The sequence below is a fragment of the Corynebacterium zhongnanshanii genome, from assembly GCF_014490575.1.
Taxonomy (GTDB): Bacteria; Actinomycetota; Actinomycetes; order Mycobacteriales; family Mycobacteriaceae; genus Corynebacterium; species Corynebacterium zhongnanshanii.
The window spans coordinates 697013-718477 of record NZ_CP061033.1; the positions used below are offsets into that span (position 1 = coordinate 697013).

The following is a 21465-nucleotide window of genomic DNA, read 5'->3' on the forward strand; positions in this document are numbered from 1 at the left end:
AGTTTCATGGGCTTACTCCACCTCCGCCAGACTCAGAGGCTTGCGCTTGTAGGACAGCGTGAGGCAGGAGGCGGCAGCGATGCCGAACACGGCGAGCACTGCGATGAGCTGAACGGGGCCCATGTTCGCGCCGCTGAGTCCTGCCGAGAGGATGCCACTTCCGTCGTCCTCGCCTTCACCGTTGTGGAAGGAGAGCAGGCCGGAGCCCTTCTGTCCGAACTTGGATTTCGCGTCCCCGTTGGAGGCGTTGGCGCCCTGGCCGGACTTCGCGCCACCTGCCGAGGAGCCACTGCCGCTGCCGCCGCCACCCTTCAGGGCGGCTGCAGCACCGGATGCTGCGGCAGCTGTTCCATCGGAGGCGCTCGAGGCGCCGCTGGTGGCGCCGGCGCAGTCGGCGGAACCGCTGAGGCTTGCGCTGATGGAGATCGGGTCCAGCCGGGTGCCGGGCTCGTAAAAGCCGGCGAAGGCATCCGCACCGGCGGCGGTGAGGGAGACCTCGGCAGATCCGGACACAGAGGAGCTGCTGACGTCCAAGGAACTATAGGAAAGATCTCCCAGCGCGACCGTGCCGAAGTTCTTCGGCGTGCCTTCCACATCGGAAGACTGCACGTCGGCGATGAGCTGTCCGCTGCTGCCGGAGAAGGTAGCGCGCAGGTTGGAGATAACCAGGTTCAATTTGCCGTTGTGGCCGTAGAAGCGCAGGGTACCGGAGGTGTTGACAGAACCGACCTTGGAGTTCGCATCCACGGAGCCGGAGCCGCCGGAGAAGACGAAGGCGTTTCCGGAGTCACCCACTCCGTCGCCTTCCCAGCCGCCCTTGGCGATGGAGCCGCTGATGTAGGTGCGGAAGGATTGCTTCACGCCCCAGGAAATCTGGCTTGAGGTGACGGCCGTGCACTGCTCGGCAGCTCCCGATCCGGAGCCGCCGCCCGTGGCGGCCTGCGGTGTGCTGGCTCCTCCCTTGGAGCCACCGGATTGTGTGCGAGCTGGGGCTGCGCCTGCTTTGCCGCCTGCTGCGGGGGCGGGTTTCGTGCCGGAGGCCGGGCGGCCAGCAGGTGCAGGCTTGGCACCGGATGCTCCAGAGTTTCCGTTTGCAGGTTTGTGTGGACGCGGCGTGGCGGCTGGAGTATTGGTGGACACCGAGTCCAGCCCATCGAGTGTGGGGAGAGAGCCACAGGATTGGGCTGCTTGAACGCTGAGGTTGATGTCCGCCAGCTCGGTGCCTTCGTCGTAGAAGTCGGCGAAGGCTGCTGCTCCGGTGCTGGTGAGGATGGGGGTTCCGATGTAGTTGCCGCCGCCGGTGACAGGAGAGGTGAAGGTCACATCAGCCAGGTGAACCCAGCCATCCAGACCCTGGATCTCATTGCCATCGGCATCCTGAGAGCTCATGATCACCAACAACTGTGCGGTGTTGCCTCCAGTAAACTTCAGGGTGGGGTCCGAGATGGACGTCTTGAGCAGCCCGCCGTGACCTGTGAAGGTCACGTTTCCGGTACCTGCGGCGAAGCCGAGTCCTTCAGCATCGACGTAGCCCTTGGATACGGTGAAGCTGAAGCCTGATCCATTGTCCTTCGCGCCACGGGTGGTCCAAGAACCCTTCGCGATGGGTCCCTTGATGTAATTCAGGAACGAGTCCTTCACGGCCCAATCCAGTTGCCCCTGGAGCCTCTGGTGGGGAGTGGAGCAGGATTGGGCGGAGGCCTCGGGCAGGTATGCGCCGGGTGCTGCCGACCCGAGGAGCCCTCCACCGATGGTGAGTGCGGTGCCGAGGGCTAGGGCGCTGGCTGCTGTGCGGGCACCCACAGCCAGCGAAGACCTATGCTGCATCTTAAGTTAGCCTTCCTTATCATGAATAAGCCAAGGGTAGCCTAACACTATGGATTTAATTTAGGGTAGGCTGATCTTGCTTCCACTGTGTGTGAGTACCCCCGAAAGACAAGATGAAGCCACCCGTATGAGATGGTTTCTGGATAAGAAAGTGCAGGACAATGGACATTTCTGGAGTGGATCCAACACGGGTAATTGTGGTCTCCCCCGTGGAGAAAATCGTGATCTCCCTCAGCATCGCGGCGCTGGCCGTGGGGCTAGGGCTGGGAGAGGGATTGATCGTGATGATCGCCAGCGTGTGCACCCTCGCGTGCCTGGGCCTGATGGTGTTCCGGGAGGACCGCTCCCGGCGCAGAAGCGCCATGAAACTCTACCCGGACGAGCCATGGGCGGAATACGACCTCGCGGAGAAGAAGGACGCGCTCAACAGTGTTATTACGTTCGCCGTGGTTGTGATTGCGGCGCTGGCCATCAACATTGCGCTCGACAGGTGGGGTCAGGTGCAGCTTGTGGCAGCTGTGCTTCTAGGGTGCCTTGCAGCGGCAGCGGTGTTCTACCTTCCGACGTTTAGGCGCCTGGAATCTCAGTAGCGTCCCCTGCACCACGCTCACGCATGAGGGTAGGGACGCCGACTAGGAGACGGTGGCCGGGCGGGGGTGAGGCTCGGCGTCGAAGGGGATTGTACGGGAGTTAGGAAACATAAACGCAAGCAGATTGCGCACGCACACGTAACACGTGTACACCACCAGCGCGTTGCGCACACAGAGCACGAGCGCGATCCACAGAGCCGGCCCGTCCGTGAGTTCCAGGTACGCATACGGGAAGATCACCGCAGACAGCAGCGCGGTGCCCAGGAACCCTCGTGCGAGGCGGGGGCGATTCTCCCGCGCCAGGAGCAGCGCCACAATGGGGGCCACCCACATCAGGTACTGCGGCGAAAAGACCTTATTCGCCACCAGCAATGCCATCATGATGCTCAAGGTGGCGTGCATGACGTAGTCCACCGACCAGCCGCGCATCCGGGAGTTCGCCGAACGGAAAAACTGGGCCAACGCCAGTACCAGCGCGGCCACGATCGTCAGTAGCATCAGGGCATTCGTGAACGCCAGAGCAGTGGTGACGCCGGGGCCGGTGATCTCATAACTCTTCGACGGGGACCACGCGACGGTCCACTGGCCATCCGTCAATGCCGCGGCCAGGACGAAGGGGGAGGCGGCCACGGACTCCACCTGCAAGCCACGAACATCCTGGTAGCTCAAGGGGGAGAGCAGGCGATCGACGTCGGCGTGGCTCAAGGTCAGTGCTGCGATGGCACCAAGGCTTGCGACGAATATGCCCACGCGCATCCACGTCTTGGACTCCGTCATCCTTCCCACCAGGCTCACGGCGATCACGCCAGGGGAGAGCTTCATCATGGTGGCGTAGGCCAGCAGTGCCGGGGCGAGAGAACCCCACCGTGTGCTGAGCATCGCGATGAAGCACGCGACAACCAGCCCCACCGCAAGATCCAAGCGCGTCAGGATGAGGGGACCCATGCACACGTTGAAGGCAGCCCAGAACCAGGCCGCGCGCAAGGCGCCGTCCCGGGAAGGGTGCTTGGAAAAATAGAGCATGAACAGGCCGGAGATCCCCACGTTGAACAGCAGGAAGAGCCACGTAAAGGTGGAGGTGCTATGGTTGCTCATCATCTCGAGCAGGCGCAGCGGCCACAGGCTGGCATCCGGGTACTCGGAGAGGCTACCGTGCCAGGGGTCGTTCAACCCGCGGTGATAATAGTGCACGTCGTCCACGCTGAGCCCCCACAGGCCAGTCACGCCGAGATTGATGACTTGGGCTACGCACCAGAGGATCCAGGGTTTCCTGGCGTCCGTGTTCACGACTGTTCGGAATCCTGTGTGAGGGCGGCCAGGGTCTGATTCATGCCGTTAATAAGCTCCTGTTCGAAGGATTCGTTGCCGCCCATGGCGATGGCGACCAGTGCCCGGGAGAGCTTTGTGGTATCGCCCTGAACCAGGCGCTCATGGGTCACGTGGGTGACCGTCTGTCCGTCAGGGGTGGTGTCCTCCGTCAGGGTATAGCGCCATCGGGTTCCGTTAATGGGGATGCGGAACTCGAGGACACGGGGCTCAAACCACTCAGTAATGACGGAAAATGTGGGCCACCACAAGGGCCCACGCCGGTTCAGGTTGAGGGTGAGGCTTCCCACCATGTTGTTGGGGGAGCCGAAGCTGATCATCTTCATGCACTGGGGGCTGCGGGCGCCCATGGCGGACAGATCGCTGAGCTTAGCCCACACTACGGCTGCGGGTGCGTTGATCGTGCACTGTGCTGACAGTAGAGGGGAAGCGATGCTCATGAACCAAGATCATAACCGACGCGCTCCGTGCGCTGGGGTAATGAGGGAAACTTTTCCTCAGTGTTTGCGGGATGTGCTCTTTTTGGGGGAGTGGTGGCTATGGGTGGAGTTGCTGGCGTTGGTGCTCTTGAGGGAGCCTAGCTAAAAGCGGTATATTGAATGCATCTTTAATGATGATTCTTCAGTTCGGAGTACCGGCCGAATTGCTGCCGACTCATCACTGAAGTATGAACCGACATCGTGACCGAAAGGACTCACACATGCAGCTCCCCATCCACGAGGCAGGAAAGCCCCAAGAGATTCCAGCGCTGAACGCCAGCGCGATCCCCCATGCGCTGCGGCATGGCGCCATTCACGGCGCACTCGGCACACGTCAGGTGGGCGAGGCGATGATCCTCATCGCCCCGCACAACCCCGTGCCCCTGTTGCGGGAGGTAGAGGCCCGTCCCGAGACCTTCGACCTGGAGTACATCCAGGAGGGGCCCGAGGACTGGCATATCAAGTTCACCCGCACGGCCTAGGCCTGCCCGCGCTCTGCACGTCTATACGTGGACATCCCGCGCTTATACATTGAGCGCCGGATGCAGCCTCTTCATCGTCCAGGTGCGTTGGCTGCGCGCCGTAAGCGTCGTTACTGTCAGGAACAGCGCGATTAGGCACAGCAGCACCACGATGGCAATCGCCAAGCGCTCATCGTAGGCGCCATAAATGACTTGGCGGTATCCGTTAACTGTGTAGGTCATCGGGTTGAAGTGATGCAGCATCTGAATGACCTTGTTTTGAGTCTCCACCGGATACAAACCACCGGAGGAGATCATCTCCAGAATCAACACCGCCATGGACACCACGCGGCCGGGTCCGATGCCCAACACCGCGATGAACATCTGAAGCTGTGCGATGAACATCGCGGACGCCAAGATCGCGAACGCAAAGGTACCCACCAGATTCACCGGCTCTAGTCCCACCACCCACACGGTGGTGGCGATCATGACAACCGCCTGCAGCATGCCGATCACGAGCCCCGGGAAGTAGCCGTCAAAGGCCGCCCGCCAAGCGCTGATGCCGGAGTTCACGGTGCGAGTCTGCAGCGGCCGGAGGATGAAGAAGATCACGATTCCGCCGATGTACAGGGACAGGCTGAGGAAGAACGGCGCAAGGCCTGGGCCGAAGGCGTGATCGCCGGCGTCGTTGAAGCTATTCAGCTCCACGGGGTTACCGATGGTGTCCGCGGCATTCTGCGTTTGCTGCGCGTTCCACCGCGGAATTTGCTTGGAGCCGTTATCCAGGCCGGTGTAGAGTTGGTGGGCTCCCTTGTCCAGCTTGGTGCTGCCCTCGGCGGCCTTGTGAGTTCCTTCGGACAGGCGGTGGGCTCCGTCGAGCAACTTGGCGTTACCCTCGTCGAGCTCCCTGCTGCCCGTGGCGAGTCGGGACGAGCCATCCTTGGCCGTCTTCAACCCCGCGTCTAGCTGCTGCGCACCGTCGTTGATCTGGCGCACGCCGTCGGTCAGTTGGTCGAGTTGGCCTGTGAGCGATCCAGCCCGTCCAAGGCCTGCCTTCAGTGGGGAGGCCGGATTGTTGAGCTGGTAATCCAGGTCGCCCGTGTCCCGCGCCAGCTGGTTCAACTGTTCACGCTGCTCGGGCGGCAGGGCATCGGCCACCCGGTTGAGCTGCTGCACCACCCCGTTGATCTGCGCTGCCCGGCCGCCGAGCTGATCGGTGTTGGCGCGCAGTTGATCCACGGTGTCCGCCGAGGCCTTAATATTTTCCGACGCCGCGCTCACCCGGGAATTCAGCTCGGCCGTTCCTGCGCTGAGCCGTCCCGCACCGTTGCTGAGCTCACCCAATCCGTTGTCGAGCTTCCTCGAGCCGTCTGCGAGTTGGGCGGAGCCGTCCTTGCTGCGGCCTAGCCCCTCTTCCAGCTGGCGTGCCCCATCATTGAGCTGGATGGTGCCGTCTTTGAGCTGGGCGGTGCCGTTTGCTATCTGCTTGGCGCCGACCGCGGCGCGCTGAACGCCGCCACCGGAATCCATCACGCCCACCAGGATCTTGTCCACGGCTTGGGTGGAGATCTTGTTGCTGACGGTGGTGAGCACCTCTTTCATGACGTTGTTACCAATGATGGTGGAGAGGTAGCCATTGGTATCGTTCATGGTGGTGATCAGCCGTGCTTTTTCGGGGCTGTCGGTGGAGGGGGAGGTCACTGCCTCACTGAAGTTCTCGGGGATCTCCAGGGAGAAGTAGTAGGTACCGTTTTTCACCCCTTGTTGTGCTTCTTCCGTGGAGGTATCGATCCACGTGATCCGGTCGTTGTCGTGGAGACCTTGGACGATCACATCACCGGCATTGACGGAGCTGGTCTTGCCGTCCTTGTCCGTGGTTGTGGTGCCCTTATCGTTGTTAACCAACGCGATGGGAAGTGAATTGACGTTGTTGAAGGGATCCCAGAACGCCCACAGGTAAACCGCGGAGTAGAGCAGGGGCATGAGGATCAGGGAGATGATCGCAAGGCGCGTGAGCCTGGAGCGTTTGAAACTACGAATCTGGCTATTGGGATTAAACAGCGCAATCATGTCTTAAACCTCCGCGTCGTCTGCGTTGTGAGTGAGTGGGGCGTGAGGGCGTGCCGTGCGTCCCATGTCGCTGCGGGTACTAAAGGGGTGCGGGGCGATGGCGGTCATCGCATCGATCGTGCGGTCAGCGTTCCAGGTGATTCCGGTGTGCTCTGGGATGACGTGACCGGCGTCCGTATTGAGCTGGATTTCCGCGGCCAACGGGACGGCAGGGGAGTGTGCGAGCCGTGTGAGCTGGTTGATCGGGTTCACCGACGTGACCACCACAGGAATCTCTTCGGACAAGGCGACTAGCCGGTCGATGAGGTACATCCGTGTGGCCAGTTCAGGAACCTGTTCCAGGTCGTCCACCAAAAGGATCTCCGCTGGTGTCTGATGGGCGGGGTGCATGGCCAGGCTCATGCGCAGCAGGAGCTTGTCGATGCCCGCTAGTTGAGAGATGTAGGCGTTCAGTGGGGGAAGATCACGGTCGCCGAAGATGCGCCTGCAGTAGTACTCGAGGTCGGCGTCGGTGACGCGCGAGCGAGGTTTGTACCAGGGTGAGGCCCAGGCTTTGTTCTCCGTCAGGACCTCTTTGACTGTGACGGATCGGTCCAGAAGATCGATTTGCTCCACGCCCGCCAGTGCGGTGATTTTTTGAATGGTGGCGATGTCCGTGTGCCCGAGAACCTCGAGCGTTCCCTGTGTGGGCTTCATGCGTCCTGAGAGGACGAGGGTGAGGGCAGTGCGTCCGGAGCCGGAGGGGCCCACGAGGCTGGTGATGCCCGTTGCTGGAACGTCGAAGGAGACGGGGCCGAAGACGGGGCCTTCGTCACCAACTAATTCAATGTCGTGCGCGCGCATAGCGAAAGACATGATGTTTTACTCTTCCTGTGGGAGGGGCCGTCTGGGTTCGTGTGGTTACGCCCCATCGTCACACATCAACGTCATGTCATAACGTCGTGTAATGACGAAATCGTCAGAAAATATCTTGTTGACATTACCCCACAAGCAGGAATTACGGCAACATTTATCATTGCCGGACACATTCTCAGTTATGCATTCACGCACTCAAAAGAATCGGTTTCTGACATAATGATCATTACGCCAATAAGACTAAATAGATTCGTCCGGATGGAGGCTCCGTGTTCGAAAAACTGTGCGCATCATCAGTGTGCCTGCTAGTTATAGGCTGCTTGCTCATCGCATTATCGGATGGCCCGTCCTCGTGGCCTGCAGTGAGTGGCTTTGTGTGTCTTGCGCTTGCCGTGGTCGGAGCTGTCGCTGCTTTCACTCAGCGACAGAGCACGCCCAGGGAGGTCCGTCTGACTGAGAGTGAGAAACAGTCCCTACGGGGCGAACTGGAGAGCGGTGGGTTGGTCAGCGCCGCGCGTCAGCTGCGCCGAAAGCGCCCTGAGGTCACGCTGTCACAGGCAAAGCACATTCTGGATGCCCTTGAGAGTTAATGCGGTGGACCGCACAGGATTACCCCACAGGTAGGAACCACAGCAACACTCCACTAAGCTGTCACACGTGGAATACATCTCAACGCGCAACCCCCAACAGACCCCAGCTAAGTTCACCGATATTTTGCTCGGCGGCCTCGCCCCAGACGGCGGCCTGTACCTGCCCGCAGAGTATCCGAGCATCACCGACGACATGCTCACCCGCTGGCGCGCGTTGCTCGCCGATGAATCCCAGGGTTACCCAGCCCTCGTTGCCGAGGTCCTCGCACTCTTTATTGATGACATCTCCGCTGAGGAGCTGGATGCTATCGCACACAGGGCGTACAACACCCCGAAGTTCGCCCACCCGGACATCGTGCCCGTCACCCATTTAGAAGACAACATCTACATCGGCCACCTGTCCGAAGGGCCCACGGCAGCCTTCAAAGACATGGCCATGCAGCTTCTGGGTGAGCTGTTTGAATATGAGCTTGGGCGTCGGGGAGAAACATTAAACATCCTTGGCGCCACCAGCGGCGATACCGGGTCAAGTGCAGAATACGCCATGCGCGGCCGCCAGGGAATCCGCGTGTTCATGCTGACACCGGCAGGCCGCATGACCCCCTTCCAGCAGGCACAAATGTTCGGACTCGATGACCCGAACATCTTCAATATCGCCCTGGACGGCGTGTTCGACGATTGCCAGGACATCGTCAAGGCCGTCAGCGCCGATGCGGAGTTCAAAGCCACCCACAAAATCGGCGCGGTGAACTCCATCAACTGGGCCCGCCTGATGGCCCAGATCGTGTACTACATCAGCTGCTGGATCCGCGTCACGGACTCCAACGATCAGCAGGTCAGCTTCTCCGTGCCAACCGGAAACTTCGGCGACATTTGCGCAGGTCACATCGCCCGGCAGATGGGGCTGCCCATCGATCGGCTCATCGTCGCCACCAACGAAAACGATGTGCTGGACGAGTTCTTCCGCACTGGCGACTACCGCGTGCGCAGCTCCGCCGATACGTACGAAACGTCCAGCCCCTCCATGGACATCTCCCGCGCATCCAACTTCGAGCGCTTCATCTTCGACCTTCTCGGCCGGGACGCCGAGCGCGTCAACGAGCTGTTCGGCACGAAGGTCAAGGAGGGCGGCTTCAGTCTCACCGATGACCCCGCTTTCCCCGAGGCTGCAGGGACGTACGGTTTCCTGTCCGCCTCCTCCACCCACGCCGATCGTGTCTCCATTATTTCCGACGCCCACTCTCGTCTCGACACGCTTATCGACCCACACACGGCCGATGGTGTGAAGGCCGCCCGGGAGGTATCCGATCAGGTGGACACCCCGATCGTGGTGCTGGAGACCGCGCTTCCCGTGAAGTTTGCGGACACGATCCGCGAGGCCATCGGGCAGGAACCAGAGATTCCGACTCGCTTCGCGGGCATCATGGAGGCCGATCGTCACGTCACCGATTTGCCTAATGACGTGGCCGAAGTCCAGCGGTTTATCGAGAACTCTATCGCCCAGACTGAGGAGATCGAGCACTAAGCTCCACTGGCACTGCAGCTGCAGGTGTGTATTCTCGTTAGAGTGAAAAAGACAGTATCCATCGCTATGGCATTTGTCGGACTCACTGTGGGTGCCGGCTTTGCCACAGGTAAAGAAGTTATCCAATATTTCATGTCCTTCGGCCTGGTCGGGCTGTGGGGAGTGGCCATCGCTGGATTGGTTGTGACCATCAGTGGCGCGGTCTTTTTGCAGATCGGCAGCTACTTCCTGGCGGATGAACACAACATGGTGTTCAAAAAGACCTCCCACCCGATCGTGTCCCGATTCCTGGACATCTCCGTAACACTGACGCTGTTCTGCATCGGTTTTGTGATGCTGGCAGGCGCGGGATCGAACCTGGAACAGCAGTTCGACCTGCCCGCCTGGATCGGCGCGTTGATCATGACAGTGATCGTGATCCTCACCGGCATGCTGGACGTTGACAAGGTCAGCCGCGTGATCGGTGGCCTGACCCCGTTGATCATCATCGCGGTGATCTTCGCGTTCGTCTACACGATGATGAACATGCCGGACACCTCCACTGCGGAGGCTCTGGCCCAGGCCGAGGAGTCTCCGGTGTCTCCGTGGTGGCTGTCCGCCCTGAACTATGACGGCCTGGCGTTGCTGCTGGGGGTGTCCATGACGTTGGTGATCGGCGGAAACTACGCCTCGCCTCGTCAGGCGGGCATGGGCGGCATCATCGGTGGTGCCATCTACACCATCATGCTGTTCATCTCTGCGATCACGCTGTACCTCAACATGGAGGACGTTCAGGGCACCTCGGTGCCGATGCTGGAGATCATCAACCAGATCCATCCAACGCTGGGCATCATCATGGCTTTCATCATCTTCGTGATGATCTTCAACACGGCCATCGGTATGTTCTACGCACTTGCACGCCGCGTGACCGCCAGCACGAAGTTCTCCTTCCGCCCAGCGCTTATTGGCGCCACCCTGGTGGGCTACGCCGTGAGCTTCGTGGGCTTCGAGTCTCTCATGGCCAAGGTCTACCCAGTGATCGGTTACGTGGGTCTGCTGATGATCGCGGCACTCGTGGCGTGGTGGATCAAGTCCCGCGCTCGCATTGCTCGCGAGTCCAAGCGTCGTGACCGCATCCACGAGCTGACTACCCACCGTGAGGATCCCGAGGAGGACTTCAGCGCTAAGGAGGAGCGCGAGCTGGACAAGCACCTCTCCGAATCCCACATTGACGAAGAGCAGTTGGCCGAAGTTATCGATGGGGAAGTCAAGGACAAGCTTGACGACTAGTCCCTGCGCGGCTAGCCCGGGGGGGGCTAGTTCTCCCCGCGGCTAGTCCTCCACAATGATGCGACCCATCTGGCCCTTCTCCATCATCGCTGTGGCGTGGTTCACCATCGTGTAGGTGCCCGCCTCAGCAAATTCCATTTCGACAAACCCTCCCTGTGCCGCCAGCAACGGCAGCACCTGAGCACCCGTGTTCTGCTGTATCCCGTGCCGTAGGCTGTAATTCCCCTCACTGAACACCGTGTCGAACACGGCGCCCACCACGTGGAAGCTCAACGCCTGGGTGGGGCCTAGGTTCACCACCCAGATCCGCACGCGCTCGCCCACCTTCACACGCAGCGGCTCATCGGCGTACTGATTCGGATAGCCATTGAATGCGGCAAGGTCGTAGCGGTCGTCGCGCACCTTCGCAGCATCCGCACCGGTCTTTTCATCGCCCAGGAACACCTCGTGTGCCGCTAGGGCGAACTCGTGGTCCACGGGATCCAGTGCTAACTCAGAGCCTGGCGCGGGGTCGATGACCATCATGCCGGCCATCCCGTTGGCGATGTGCAGGCTCATGGGATTCGTGCCGCAGTGGTACATCCATGCGCCGGCTCTGCGCGCCGTGAACTCGTAGACCAGCTCTTCGCCCGGCTGGATGGTTGTCATCGTGGCATCCGGGCTCACCTCGCCGGCGTGGAAGTCCACCGAGTGCCCCATGGAGCCCTCATTTTTCAGCGTGATGCGGAAGCGATCGCCCACAGTACCCCGCAACACCGGGCCCGGCGCCTGGCCGTTAAACAGCCACTGCATTTGTTTCTTGCCGGGTGCGACCTCCCGAACCTCCTCGGTCATGACCATCGTGAGTTCGTGCACCGTGGTCTTCTTTGCCGCAGGTAGGCGTGCGTCGCGAACCTTATGCTCCGAGGATTCGCCACGCGCACTGTGTGATTGTCCTGTGCCATGCGAGTGCTGCGAGGCATGATCGCTCTCAACCACCGTGACCTGCAGTACCATCCCGGCTTGGCGGTGCCCTGCCACCGTGCACCATCCCTCGCTATCCTGCCCGATCACACCGGCGTCTAGCCGGTCGCTCTGCCCAGGGGAGAGCATCTTGGTGGTCTGACCGTTGAGCGTCAGGTCGTGCTGCATCGTACCCTTGTTCGTGACGTTCACGATCAACGTGGCGCCGCGCGGCACCTCGATCACGCTCGGCGAGTAACTCATCCCCGTGATGCTGATGTCCTTCGTGACGACCTCGCCCGTGGGCTCCACGTGCTGCTGATCCATCGCCCCTGATGTATCCGACGCCCCCGCCGCCGTGCTATCCCGATCCTGCGTGGGGATTCCGCCGTGGAACATGGTGAACGCCACCATCATGATGGCTGCGATGGCGAGCCCCACCACCAGCCAGGTTGCCCAGGAGCCGCCCTGCGCGTGTGCATCGTTCTGGTCTTTCGGGTCGGTCGGGCCGTTGGGCGAACCAAGAGTGACACCAGTCATGACAGTCTTAAACCTCCACTCGTGGGGTGTGTTGGTGGGAGATGGGCAGCGTACTCATGAGCGTCGCCCCCGCACGGTGAGCGTGACAGAGACCAGCAGGAACACCACCACAGCCAGCACGGTCACCGCGCCAGCTACCTGCCAGGGGCTCGTGGCTTGCCGGGCGGCACTGATCACGCGGGCGGCGAGGCCCGTGTGGAGCAGCACGAGTGCCACATACATGACTGGATGGTAGGGGAGCGACCTGCGGATGACCCCAGTTACAATGATCGGCGCGTGCGCCAGGATCATGGACATCGTGAACCCGATGAACAGGGTGTGCACGGCTGCGTCGTAGGCAAATCCGGCGCTGGACTGCCCGAAGGCCAGCCACACTAGGCCCGTGAGGCTCAGCCAGGCGTAGGCCAGCATCATCGCCACAGCACTAAAACGAGGCAGGCCGGTGGACTTCAGCATGTGGCGGGCGATATCTACGCGTGCGGTGGCCACGGCGGTGACGATCAGCAGCGCGCCGATCAGTGGGTAGCCCAGCCGTGGTGCGGCGATATAGATAATCGACGCCGCCGTCACCGCGCAGATCAAGGCCGTCAGGTGGGTTTCGGCGTTCGCTCCGGCGATGGACACCCGGGCGAGCTCACAGCGCTCACCGATGATGGTGGCGACCACGAAGACGGCGGTGAGCGGGAGGATGTCCGCAAAGGCCGCGCCGCTGGCGAACAGTGCGGTGGCCGATGCGCCGCCGATCACGCCGCAGGCCTGGATGAGAACCGCCATGCTGGGCTGGCGCCGGTAGATGCTGTAGTACAGCGCGCCGAGCACACCCTGGCTGAGAGTAAACATGATGCCTGCGATGGCCTGCGGATGCTCGGTGATAAACGCTGGCGCGAACGTGGGCTGTGAGGCGGCACCGATGAGCGTAATGACTCCCAGGGCATGGAAGCTCGGTCCCGCCCACGGCCAGAGTGTGTGGGTAGGGGAACTGTTGACTACGGACACGGCGCGTTCCAGGCCGATGGCTCCGCCGATGAAGCCGAAGACCATGAGGGGGCCGTGGATCCCGGACAGTGTGGTGCTGAGGTTGTTGGTGGTCACGCCCAGCCGGCTCAAGGCGGTGATGAGGCCCAGAAGGAGGGAGACGCCTGCGCAGAGCAGGAAGATGTAGCGTGGGCACACCGGTGGACGACGACGGGTATCACGGAGAGACGCTGTCACAGCTACCAGTCTAGGCAATAAAGATGTATTTAAAAAGCATCATTAAAGCCGATGAGCCTGCCCCGGCTGGGGCAGGCTCATGCAGCGATGAGGATTCGTGCAGCGATTAGCAGTCGAAGTACATCTCGAACTCCTGCGGGGTAGGACGCAGACGCACGGGAGCAATTTCGTTGTCGTACTTGTAACCGATGTAGGTATCGATCAGATCCTCGGTGAACACGCCACCCTCGGTCAGGAACTCGGAGTCCTCCTCCAGAGCCTTCAGGGATGCCTCCAGGCTGGTTGGTGCCTGTGGGATGTCCTTGGCCTCCTCTGGTGGGAGCTCGTAGAGGTCCTTGTCCACAGGAGCGTGAGGCTCGATGCGGTTCTTGATGCCGTCCAGACCAGCCATCATCATGGCTGCGAAACCGAAGTATGGGTTTCCGGATGGGTCCGGAGCGCGGAACTCGATGCGCTTGGCCTTGGCGTTGGAACCGGTAATTGGAATACGGATGGCAGCAGAGCGGTTACGCTGCGAGTACACCAGGTTGATTGGAGCCTCGAAGCCCGGAACCAGACGGTGGTAGGAGTTCAGGGTTGGGTTGGTGAAGGCCAGAACCGCGCCGGCGTGCTTCAGGATACCGCCGATGTAGTAGCGCGCGATGTCGGACAGGCCTGCGTAGCCGTTCTCGTCGTAGAACAGAGGCTCGCCGTTCTTCCACAGGGACTGGTGGGCGTGCATACCGGAGCCGTTGTCGCCTGCAAGAGGCTTCGGCATGAAGGTTGCAGCTTTGCCGTGGGACACAGCAGTGTTCTTGATGAGGTACTTGAAGGTCTGCAGGTCATCGGCGGCCTTCAGCAGAGTGTTGAACTTGTAGTTGATCTCCTGCTGTCCACCGGTTCCCACCTCGTGGTGGAAACGCTCGATCTCGAAACCAGCGGCCTGGAGGTTCTTGGTCATGGCGTCGCGGACTTCCTGGGTCTGGTCGTATGGCGCGACAGGGAAGTAGCCACCCTTCAGGCGGGTCTTGGAGCCCAGGTTGTAGGAGCCATCCAGGTTGAACTCTTCGCCACGGTTCCACCAGCCCTCATCGGAGTCCACCTCGAAGAAGCTGCTGTTGATGTCCGTGGAGTAACGAACGGAATCGAACAGGTAGAACTCTGCCTCTGCACCAAAGAAGCAGGTGTCCGCGATGCCCGTGGAGGCCAGGTACTGCTCGGCCTTGCGGGCAACGTTGCGTGGGTCGCGGGAGAAAGGCTCGCGGGTGAATGGGTCGTGGACGAAGAACTTGATGTTGAGGGTCTTCGCCTTGCGGAATGGGTCGATCTGCGCGGTCTCGAAGTCCGGCAGCAGGTTCATGTCCGACTCTTCAATGGTGGTGAAGCCACGGATGGAAGAACCGTCGAATGCCAAGCCCTCCTCTGCGAGGTCTTCGTCGAACATTGCAGCGGGGATGGTGAAGTGCTGCTCGATACCTGGCACATCGGTGAAGCGAACGTCAACGAACTCAATCTCGTTGTCCTTGATGTACTTGACGATGTCTTCAGCGGTCTTAAATGACATGATCTCTTCCATTCCTTTATGTGGGAATTATTTCCTGCAGGCCCTAGGCCAAACGTCCTACTCGGGAAACTAGAACCTCGTAGTCACACAGTGTAGAAAAGCGTTGTTGCTTAACTGTCACTTTAGTGTTTCGAGAATGTTAACTAGTGATATGTCGTGAACCACACTGCAGGGTTCACCGTGCACTCGCTAACAAACCCAATGCCTTCAACTGTACTGAATCCTGCGGGTCAATGTGCATTGGGGGAGGGGGTGCGGATAATCTTTGAAGCATCATGAGTAAAGAGCAGCCAAAAAACAACAAGCCCACGAGCACACACCGGCGCGCCCAACCGAAGCCCCGTCGCTCGTGGTTGGAGGGTCCTGAAGTTCCGGGACAGTACGAGGATCCCGCTGCACCCAGCACCTATGCCGGCGAGAACCTAGGTCTGCCACAATCCGGTCCGGGATCGCTGGCGGGGCTCTTCCCCCGCATGGCAGCCCTGCTGATCGATTGGCTGATGTGCTATGCCATGGCGTTCTTCATTACCCGCATGACTGATGCATTGGGAGACTACGCAACCGTCGCGATGTTCACCTTCATCGTGTGGCGCATCGTCACTGTGTGTCTGTTTGCCCAATCTCCGGGACACGCGTTCCTGGGCCTGGGGGTCGCGCGCATCGACGATGGCTCCAAGCACGTGGGCCTGTGGCGCTCCGTGGTGCGCACGCTGCTGACGGTCTTCCTGTTCCCGCCGGTCATTCAGGATACCGATGGCCGCGGTATGCACGACCGCGCCACCGGCACCGCTGTGATCCGCGTCCGCTAGCGTGCGGCGGCGCGAGCGATCCCCGCTCGCTTACGCACCTACCAGCGCAGACACTCCCTTGATGAATAAGGCCAGGGCGAACAGGCCGAAGATGGCGGCGGCTGCGGCGTCGATATACGCGCCCGCTCCCAGCAGCCTGCGCTTGATGCGCTCGGTGCTGACTGTCACGGCGATCAGGCCGTGACACAGTGCCACCTCGACAACGATGACGATCACCAGCACCACGGACACCCACAGCGGCGCCTGCGTGGGCATCAGCGGCGCCATAATCGCCGCGAAATACAACACCGCCTTGGGGTTAGCAAGGTTGGTCAATAGTCCCGCGCGGTAGGAATGCCCCAGCGACCCGAGTAGTGCGCTGTGATCATCGACGCCCAGCTCCTCGACCGACCGGCCCCATTGAGCACGAGCCGAGCGTGCCATGCCATAGGCCATGTACGCCAGCCATAGGCCGCCCACAAGCTGAATGATGCCCATGGCTTCTGGCACAGTGGAGAGAAGTGTGGCGACACCAAAGACGGTGAGTGCCACCCAGAGTGCCACAGCCGTGGAAATGCCGGCGACCGCGGCGAGCGCGTGGCGTCGGGATTTCGTGGCCAGGCGCATGATGAGGAACACATCCGGACCCGGTGAGTAAATGCCCACCACATTGATGGCGAGAATGGTCAGGAGAGCCTGTACATCCATGGCGGAGACCGCTTAACTATGGCGAGGGTCTAGAAGGGTACCTGTGAGGGGCACGTTCTACTTCTTCTTGCCACGCTCAGCGGCACGGCGCGCACGGCGCCCCATGCCCGAGATCTGACCGCCCTTCGGCAGCGGACCCTTCGGGATGCCGCGCTGAGCGTTCGTCAGGCGGGAAATCGATTCCACGCGGCCGTTCAGGGCGTCCACCTCGTTCTTCTTGACATTGCGAGGCATGCGCATGAGGTGGCGCTGGAGCTTCTTGACGGGCACCTGGCCCTCCTCGTTGCCCACCACCACGTCGTAGATCGGCGTGGCTCCCACGATGCGGGCCAACTTCTTGCGCTCCTGAGCCATCATCGGCTTCAGACGGTGAGGCGCACCCTCACCCACCAGGACAATTCCAGGGGTGCCGACCACACGGTGAACGGCATCCATGTGGGTGTTGGAGGCAACTCCTGCCTCCGTGATCCACTTCATGCCCACACCATCGCGCATGTTCTGCAACGCCCACGCGGCGGCGCCGGCCTCACCCTCGATCTGGTCATAGACACCCTTTTGCAGACGGCGGTTAAAGACCACCAAGGCCAGCATGGCACCCAGCACAATGCCCACGGGAATATTCAGGAACCAGTAGCCCCACACGAGAGACAACAGACCCAGCAGAATGATTGGAGCCAGAAAAGCCACAATCATCCAGGGGACCAGCGCCTTATCGCGCTGCTTCTGAAGCTTGAACGCCTGCCACATCTGGGAGTACTGAGTGCGACGGGCCTGCTTCTTCGCGGCCTTTTCTGCCTTCTTGTTTTCCTTTTCGCGGATGTCCTTCGCCATGCGTTTAAGGATAGAGCACAGAACTAACGAGCAGTAACTGGGGTCTCGGTAGAAGAACCGTACTTCTTCAGCAAGGAGGACGCTTCCTGGGACGTGGTGCTGTCCAACGTGGCCTCCAGGTGCTGCAGGTTGTCAGGGATAGCCTCTCCGCGAGCGTGCTTCGCCTGAGCATACAGCCGGCCCGCACGGTACGAGGAGCGCACCAAAGGACCAGACATGACGGCCTTAATACCTGCCTCGTAGGCGAAGTCCGAATGCTCCATAAACTCCTCCGGCTTCACCCATCGCTCAATAGGGTGGTGCATGGAGGATGGACGCAAGTACTGCGTAATGGTGAGAATATCCGTGCCTGCTGCGGCGAGATCCTTGATCGCATCCCGAACCTCCTCAGCGGTTTCACCCATGCCCAAAATCAGGTTGGACTTGGTGACCAGACCATAGTCATGCGCGGCCTGAATAACCTCCAGGGAACGGTCGTACTTAAACGCCGGACGGATGCGCTTAAAGATACGGGGAACCGTCTCCAGGTTGTGCGCAAATACCTCAGGCTCGGACTCGAAGACAATCTTGAGCAGCTCGGGGCGGTTAGAGAAGTCGGGCGTGAGGTTTTCCACGCCCGTGTTCGGGTTCAGCTCGTGGATCTTGCGCACGACCTCCGCGTACAACCAGGCGCCCTCATCATCCAGATCATCACGCGTCACACCCGTGATCGTGGCGTAGCGCAGACCCATCTCCCGAATATTCTCGGCCACACGACGCGGTTCGTCGAGATCCAAGGGGGAGGGGCGACCGGACTTAATCTGGCAGAAATCGCATCGGCGGGAGCAGGTATCCCCACCGATGAGAAAGGTAGCTTCGCGATCCTCCCAACACTCGTGAATATTGGGGCACCCCGCCTCCTGGCAGACAGTGTGCAGGCTCGCGCCAGACACACGGTTTTTCATATCACGAAACTCAGGACCCATCTTTGCGGTGGTGCGGATCCAACGTGGCTTAGACTCGATCGGAGTCTGCGAGTTCTTCGCTTCGATCCGAAGCATTCGACGGCCTTCAGCGTTCACAGTCATGCCCACCACCCTACGCGCTTTTCGGGCGCGTGCGCGACTAGCAAGTAGGGCCACTCGGGAGCTGCGTAGAGCTCTACGTGCGGGACTCACCGTTTGGCCGCTCGGAACTATTGTTCTGGTAGTTCGTGCTTCTCCACATGCAAGTCACCGTTCAGGGCATCGATGATGTGTTGGCGCAGGTGAGGCTCGGCGTCGGACACACGAATATCACGGCCGAGTTCGCGCGACAACGTGGCCACGCCCGCATCGGACAGACCACACGGCACAATGTGGTCGTAGTACTCCAGCGTGTTATCGCAATTCAAGGACACGCCATGCATCGTCACACCACGGGTCACGCGGATGCCAATCGCCGCGATCTTCCGAGCCGGAAGCAGCTGGCCATCAACCACCCCAGCCGGCAGCCACACGCCAGAACGGCCCTCCACGCGGCCCACGTTGTTCACACCAAAGTCCCGGCAGGTGGCAATCAACGCCTCCTCCATGCGGCGGACATAATCCACCACATCCACCGGATCGGCGAGCTTGATGAGCGGGTAGGCCACCAACTGGCCAGGGCCATGCCACGTGATCCGGCCGCCGCGATCCACATCCACCACGGGAAGGCCATTGGTGGGGCGATCGGAATCCTCCGTGCGCTTGCCCGCCGTGTAGGTGGGGGGATGCTCCAGCAACAAGACGGTGTCCGGGCGCGTGCCGTCGGCAATCTCCGCGGCCATCTGTGCCTGACGCTGCCAGGTGTCCGCATAGTCCACCTGGCCGAGCCACTCCACCTGGATCGGATCGCTGTTCCGCCGAATACTTCCTTCTTGGAAACCCATGGGGGATAGTGTACTCGCCGAAGAAAGCACGCAACCCCTAGAACCTCGAAGATCTCGAGGCTCCAGGGGTGCGCGGTGTGGGGCGCGTCAGAGGCGTGAGGGCTTAGAGCTCCAGATCCGCCTCAAAGTCGGCCGTCTCCAGACGATCACGGACGGTGGACAGGAAACGTCCAGCGTCGGCGCTGTCGATAATGCGGTGATCGTAGGTGATCGGCAGGAACACCATGGAACGGATAGCGATGGCCTCGCTGCCGTCCTCCTCCATGATGACCGGGCGGCGCACAATGCGGCCGGTGGCCACCAGCGCAGCCTGCGGAGGAGTGAGGATTGGCGTATCGGTGAGGGCGCCTTCGGAACCGATGTCGGTCAGAGTGAAGGTGCCATCAGCCAAGTCGTTTGGCTTGAGCTGGGAGTTGCGCGCGCGATCGGCCACATCAACGATGGCCTGAGCCAGCTCCGGCAGAGACAGCTTCTGTGCATCCGCGATCACAGGGCTGAGCTGGCCCTCCTCCGTGTCCACGGTGACGCTCAGGTTCACGGACTCGTGGTAGGTGACTTCCTTCGTCTCTGCGTTGTAGGACGCGTTGATGTTCGGGTGAGCAACCAGAGCCTCGACGATGGCCTTCGCAAAGAACGGAACAACAGTGAGTTCCGCACCGTGCTTGTCTGCGTAAGCCTCCTCGTGTGCTGCGATCAGGTTGGTAATGCCGGTGACATCCACCTCGTGAACCTGGGTGAGCTGTGCAGAGGAGTGCAGGGACTCCAAGGTCTTGGAGGCAGTCACCTCGCGGACGCGGTTGATGCGCTGGGTGCTTCCGCGCAGCTCTTCCTTGCGAGGATCCACCTTGTGCGTGGAGGCGCGGGAACCGGCGTTGCCGGAGGACTGGGAGGTCTCAGACGTGGCAGAGCCAGACTCGTCAGAGCCAGAGGTCGTGTCTTCGGAGGTCTTGTCCGCTGCGGCCAGAACATCCTGCTTGCGGATGCGGCCACCCACGCCCGTTCCGGACACGGTGGACAGGTCCACGCTGTGCTTCTCGGCCAGCTTGCGGACCAGTGGGGTGACATAGGGGAGGTTGCCCTCGGACGGCTCGCCGGCGGACTTCTTCTCGTCCTTGTCTTCAGACTTCTCGGCCTTCTTATCCTCCTTGGACTCGTCAGCCTTCGTGTCTTCGGACTTCTCAGACTTCTTCTCGTCCTTGTCGTCAGACTTCTCAGACTTCTCGGAGTCCTTGGACTTCTTCGAGGACTTCTTGGGTGCAGAACCGTCGCCGATGCGCGCGATGACGTCGCCCACATCCACGGTGTCATCCTCGTCAGCCACGATCTCCACCAGGGTGCCCGCCACTGGGGAAGGAATCTCCGTGTCCACCTTGTCCGTGGAGACCTCCAGCAGTGGCTCGTCGACCTCCACGGAGTCGCCGACCTTCTTCAGCCACTGGGTGATGGTTCCCTCGGTGACGGACTCGCCCAACTCTGGCATGGTCACATCTTCAGCGTCACCGGACTCGGCGGCAGCGTCCTCATCGTCTGCTTCGTCGTCCTCATCATCTTCGTCATCGGAGGACTCGTCGGCGTCGTCGGCATCCTCGTCGTCAGCATCGTCAGCGGCGTCGTCCTGATCGTCCGCCTCATCAGCGCCATCTGCATCATCAGCGTCAGCATCGTCGGCGTCGTCCGAAGAGTCAGACGCCTCATCCTCGTCACCGATCACGGCAATGACGTCACCGACGTCGATGGTCTCGTCCTCATCAGCCTTGATCTCGAGCAGCACTCCGGCGACGGGGGAAGGGATCTCGGTATCGACCTTGTCGGTGGAAACTTCCAGGAGAGGCTCGTCGACCTCCACGGTGTCGCCGACCTTCTTCAGCCACTGGGTAATCGTGCCCTCGGTGACGGACTCGCCCAGTTCGGGCATTTCGACGTTGTGCGCCATATCTGTGAAGCTCCTCAAGGTTTAAAGCTGCGATTAACGGTCTCAAGCCTACTCAAACACGAGGTGTTCTTCACGCGAGGTCTCATAA

The 21465-nt window shown here is 60.9% G+C and carries 18 protein-coding genes; 5 read left to right on the plus strand and 13 right to left on the minus strand.

From position 1 onward, the window contains the following. Positions 1-12: 12 nt before the first annotated feature. Positions 13-1827, minus strand: a complete 1815-nt coding sequence (locus IAU67_RS03105) for an HtaA domain-containing protein (RefSeq protein WP_151843032.1) — start codon at positions 1825-1827, stop codon at positions 13-15. Positions 1828-1988: 161 nt separating this feature from the next. Between IAU67_RS03105 and IAU67_RS03110 the strand changes: the two genes are divergently transcribed. Next, positions 1989-2417, plus strand: a complete 429-nt coding sequence (locus IAU67_RS03110; RefSeq protein ID WP_151843033.1) for a hypothetical protein — start codon at positions 1989-1991, stop codon at positions 2415-2417. A gap of 42 nt (positions 2418-2459) precedes the next feature. On the opposite strand, the gene IAU67_RS03115 is transcribed toward IAU67_RS03110, so the two are convergent. Next, positions 2460-3704 (minus strand): hypothetical protein, encoded by a 1245-nt coding sequence (locus IAU67_RS03115; protein WP_151843034.1) that lies wholly within the window; start codon positions 3702-3704, stop codon positions 2460-2462. Beyond that, positions 3701-4183 carry an SRPBCC family protein gene (locus tag IAU67_RS03120; RefSeq protein WP_225723586.1) on the minus strand — a complete coding sequence of 161 codons (483 nt, stop codon included), beginning with the start codon at positions 4181-4183 and terminating at the stop codon, positions 3701-3703. Before IAU67_RS03120 ends, IAU67_RS03115 begins: the two co-directional genes overlap by 4 nt. Before the next feature lie 260 nt (positions 4184-4443). Here IAU67_RS03120 and IAU67_RS03125 point away from each other — a divergent pair, with 260 nt between their 5' ends. Next, complete coding sequence (locus IAU67_RS03125; protein WP_151843035.1) at positions 4444-4704, plus strand: DUF2249 domain-containing protein; 261 nt, start codon at positions 4444-4446, stop codon at positions 4702-4704. 42 nt (positions 4705-4746) lie between these two features. Here the strand turns inward: IAU67_RS03125 and IAU67_RS03130 are convergent, their stop codons facing one another. Next, positions 4747-6753: a YhgE/Pip domain-containing protein gene (locus tag IAU67_RS03130; RefSeq protein WP_151843036.1), complete on the minus strand. Its 2007-nt coding sequence runs from the start codon at positions 6751-6753 to the stop codon at positions 4747-4749. A 3-nt stretch (positions 6754-6756) separates the two neighbouring features. Next, positions 6757-7608: an ATP-binding cassette domain-containing protein gene (locus IAU67_RS03135; protein WP_151843037.1), complete on the minus strand. Its 852-nt coding sequence runs from the start codon at positions 7606-7608 to the stop codon at positions 6757-6759. Between the two features lie 657 nt (positions 7609-8265). Between IAU67_RS03135 and thrC the strand changes: the two genes are divergently transcribed. Together thrC and IAU67_RS03145 are read left to right on the plus strand one after the other, a co-directional pair. After that, positions 8266-9723 (plus strand): threonine synthase, encoded by a 1458-nt coding sequence (gene thrC, locus IAU67_RS03140; RefSeq protein ID WP_151843038.1) that lies wholly within the window; start codon positions 8266-8268, stop codon positions 9721-9723. A 66-nt stretch (positions 9724-9789) separates the two neighbouring features. After that, the gene (locus IAU67_RS03145; protein WP_151843039.1) at positions 9790-10992 is read left to right on the plus strand and encodes a YkvI family membrane protein; all 1203 of its coding nucleotides are present in this window, start codon (positions 9790-9792) and stop codon (positions 10990-10992) included. Between the two features lie 42 nt (positions 10993-11034). On the opposite strand, the gene IAU67_RS03150 is transcribed toward IAU67_RS03145, so the two are convergent. From IAU67_RS03150 to glnA, 3 genes are all read right to left on the minus strand, one after another. After that, the gene (locus IAU67_RS03150) at positions 11035-12474 is read right to left on the minus strand and encodes a multicopper oxidase domain-containing protein (protein WP_151843040.1); all 1440 of its coding nucleotides are present in this window, start codon (positions 12472-12474) and stop codon (positions 11035-11037) included. Between the two features lie 54 nt (positions 12475-12528). Beyond that, positions 12529-13686 (minus strand): hypothetical protein, encoded by a 1158-nt coding sequence (locus IAU67_RS03155; RefSeq protein ID WP_225723587.1) that lies wholly within the window; start codon positions 13684-13686, stop codon positions 12529-12531. A gap of 106 nt (positions 13687-13792) precedes the next feature. Then, positions 13793-15229 carry a type I glutamate--ammonia ligase gene (glnA, locus tag IAU67_RS03160; protein WP_151843041.1) on the minus strand — a complete coding sequence of 479 codons (1437 nt, stop codon included), beginning with the start codon at positions 15227-15229 and terminating at the stop codon, positions 13793-13795. A 275-nt stretch (positions 15230-15504) separates the two neighbouring features. Between glnA and IAU67_RS03165 the strand changes: the two genes are divergently transcribed. Then, positions 15505-16038 carry an RDD family protein gene (locus IAU67_RS03165; RefSeq protein ID WP_151843042.1) on the plus strand — a complete coding sequence of 178 codons (534 nt, stop codon included), beginning with the start codon at positions 15505-15507 and terminating at the stop codon, positions 16036-16038. Positions 16039-16068: 30 nt separating this feature from the next. Here the strand turns inward: IAU67_RS03165 and IAU67_RS03170 are convergent, their stop codons facing one another. The 5 genes from IAU67_RS03170 to sucB all read right to left on the minus strand — a co-directional run bounded on the left by IAU67_RS03170 (position 16069) and on the right by sucB (position 21377). Continuing rightward, entirely contained in the window at positions 16069-16725 is a 657-nt protein-coding gene (locus tag IAU67_RS03170) for a LysE family translocator (protein ID WP_151843043.1), read from the minus strand. A 57-nt stretch (positions 16726-16782) separates the two neighbouring features. After that, complete coding sequence (locus IAU67_RS03175) at positions 16783-17556, minus strand: DUF4191 domain-containing protein (RefSeq protein WP_151843044.1); 774 nt, start codon at positions 17554-17556, stop codon at positions 16783-16785. Positions 17557-17579: 23 nt separating this feature from the next. After that, the gene (gene lipA, locus IAU67_RS03180) at positions 17580-18623 is read right to left on the minus strand and encodes a lipoyl synthase (RefSeq protein ID WP_151843045.1); all 1044 of its coding nucleotides are present in this window, start codon (positions 18621-18623) and stop codon (positions 17580-17582) included. 107 nt (positions 18624-18730) lie between these two features. Then, positions 18731-19444: a lipoyl(octanoyl) transferase LipB gene (gene lipB, locus IAU67_RS03185; protein ID WP_151843046.1), complete on the minus strand. Its 714-nt coding sequence runs from the start codon at positions 19442-19444 to the stop codon at positions 18731-18733. A gap of 103 nt (positions 19445-19547) precedes the next feature. Then, a complete protein-coding gene (gene sucB, locus IAU67_RS03190; RefSeq protein ID WP_151843047.1) occupies positions 19548-21377 on the minus strand; it encodes a 2-oxoglutarate dehydrogenase, E2 component, dihydrolipoamide succinyltransferase in 1830 nt (609 codons plus the stop codon). Between the last annotated feature and the right edge of the window lie 88 nt (positions 21378-21465).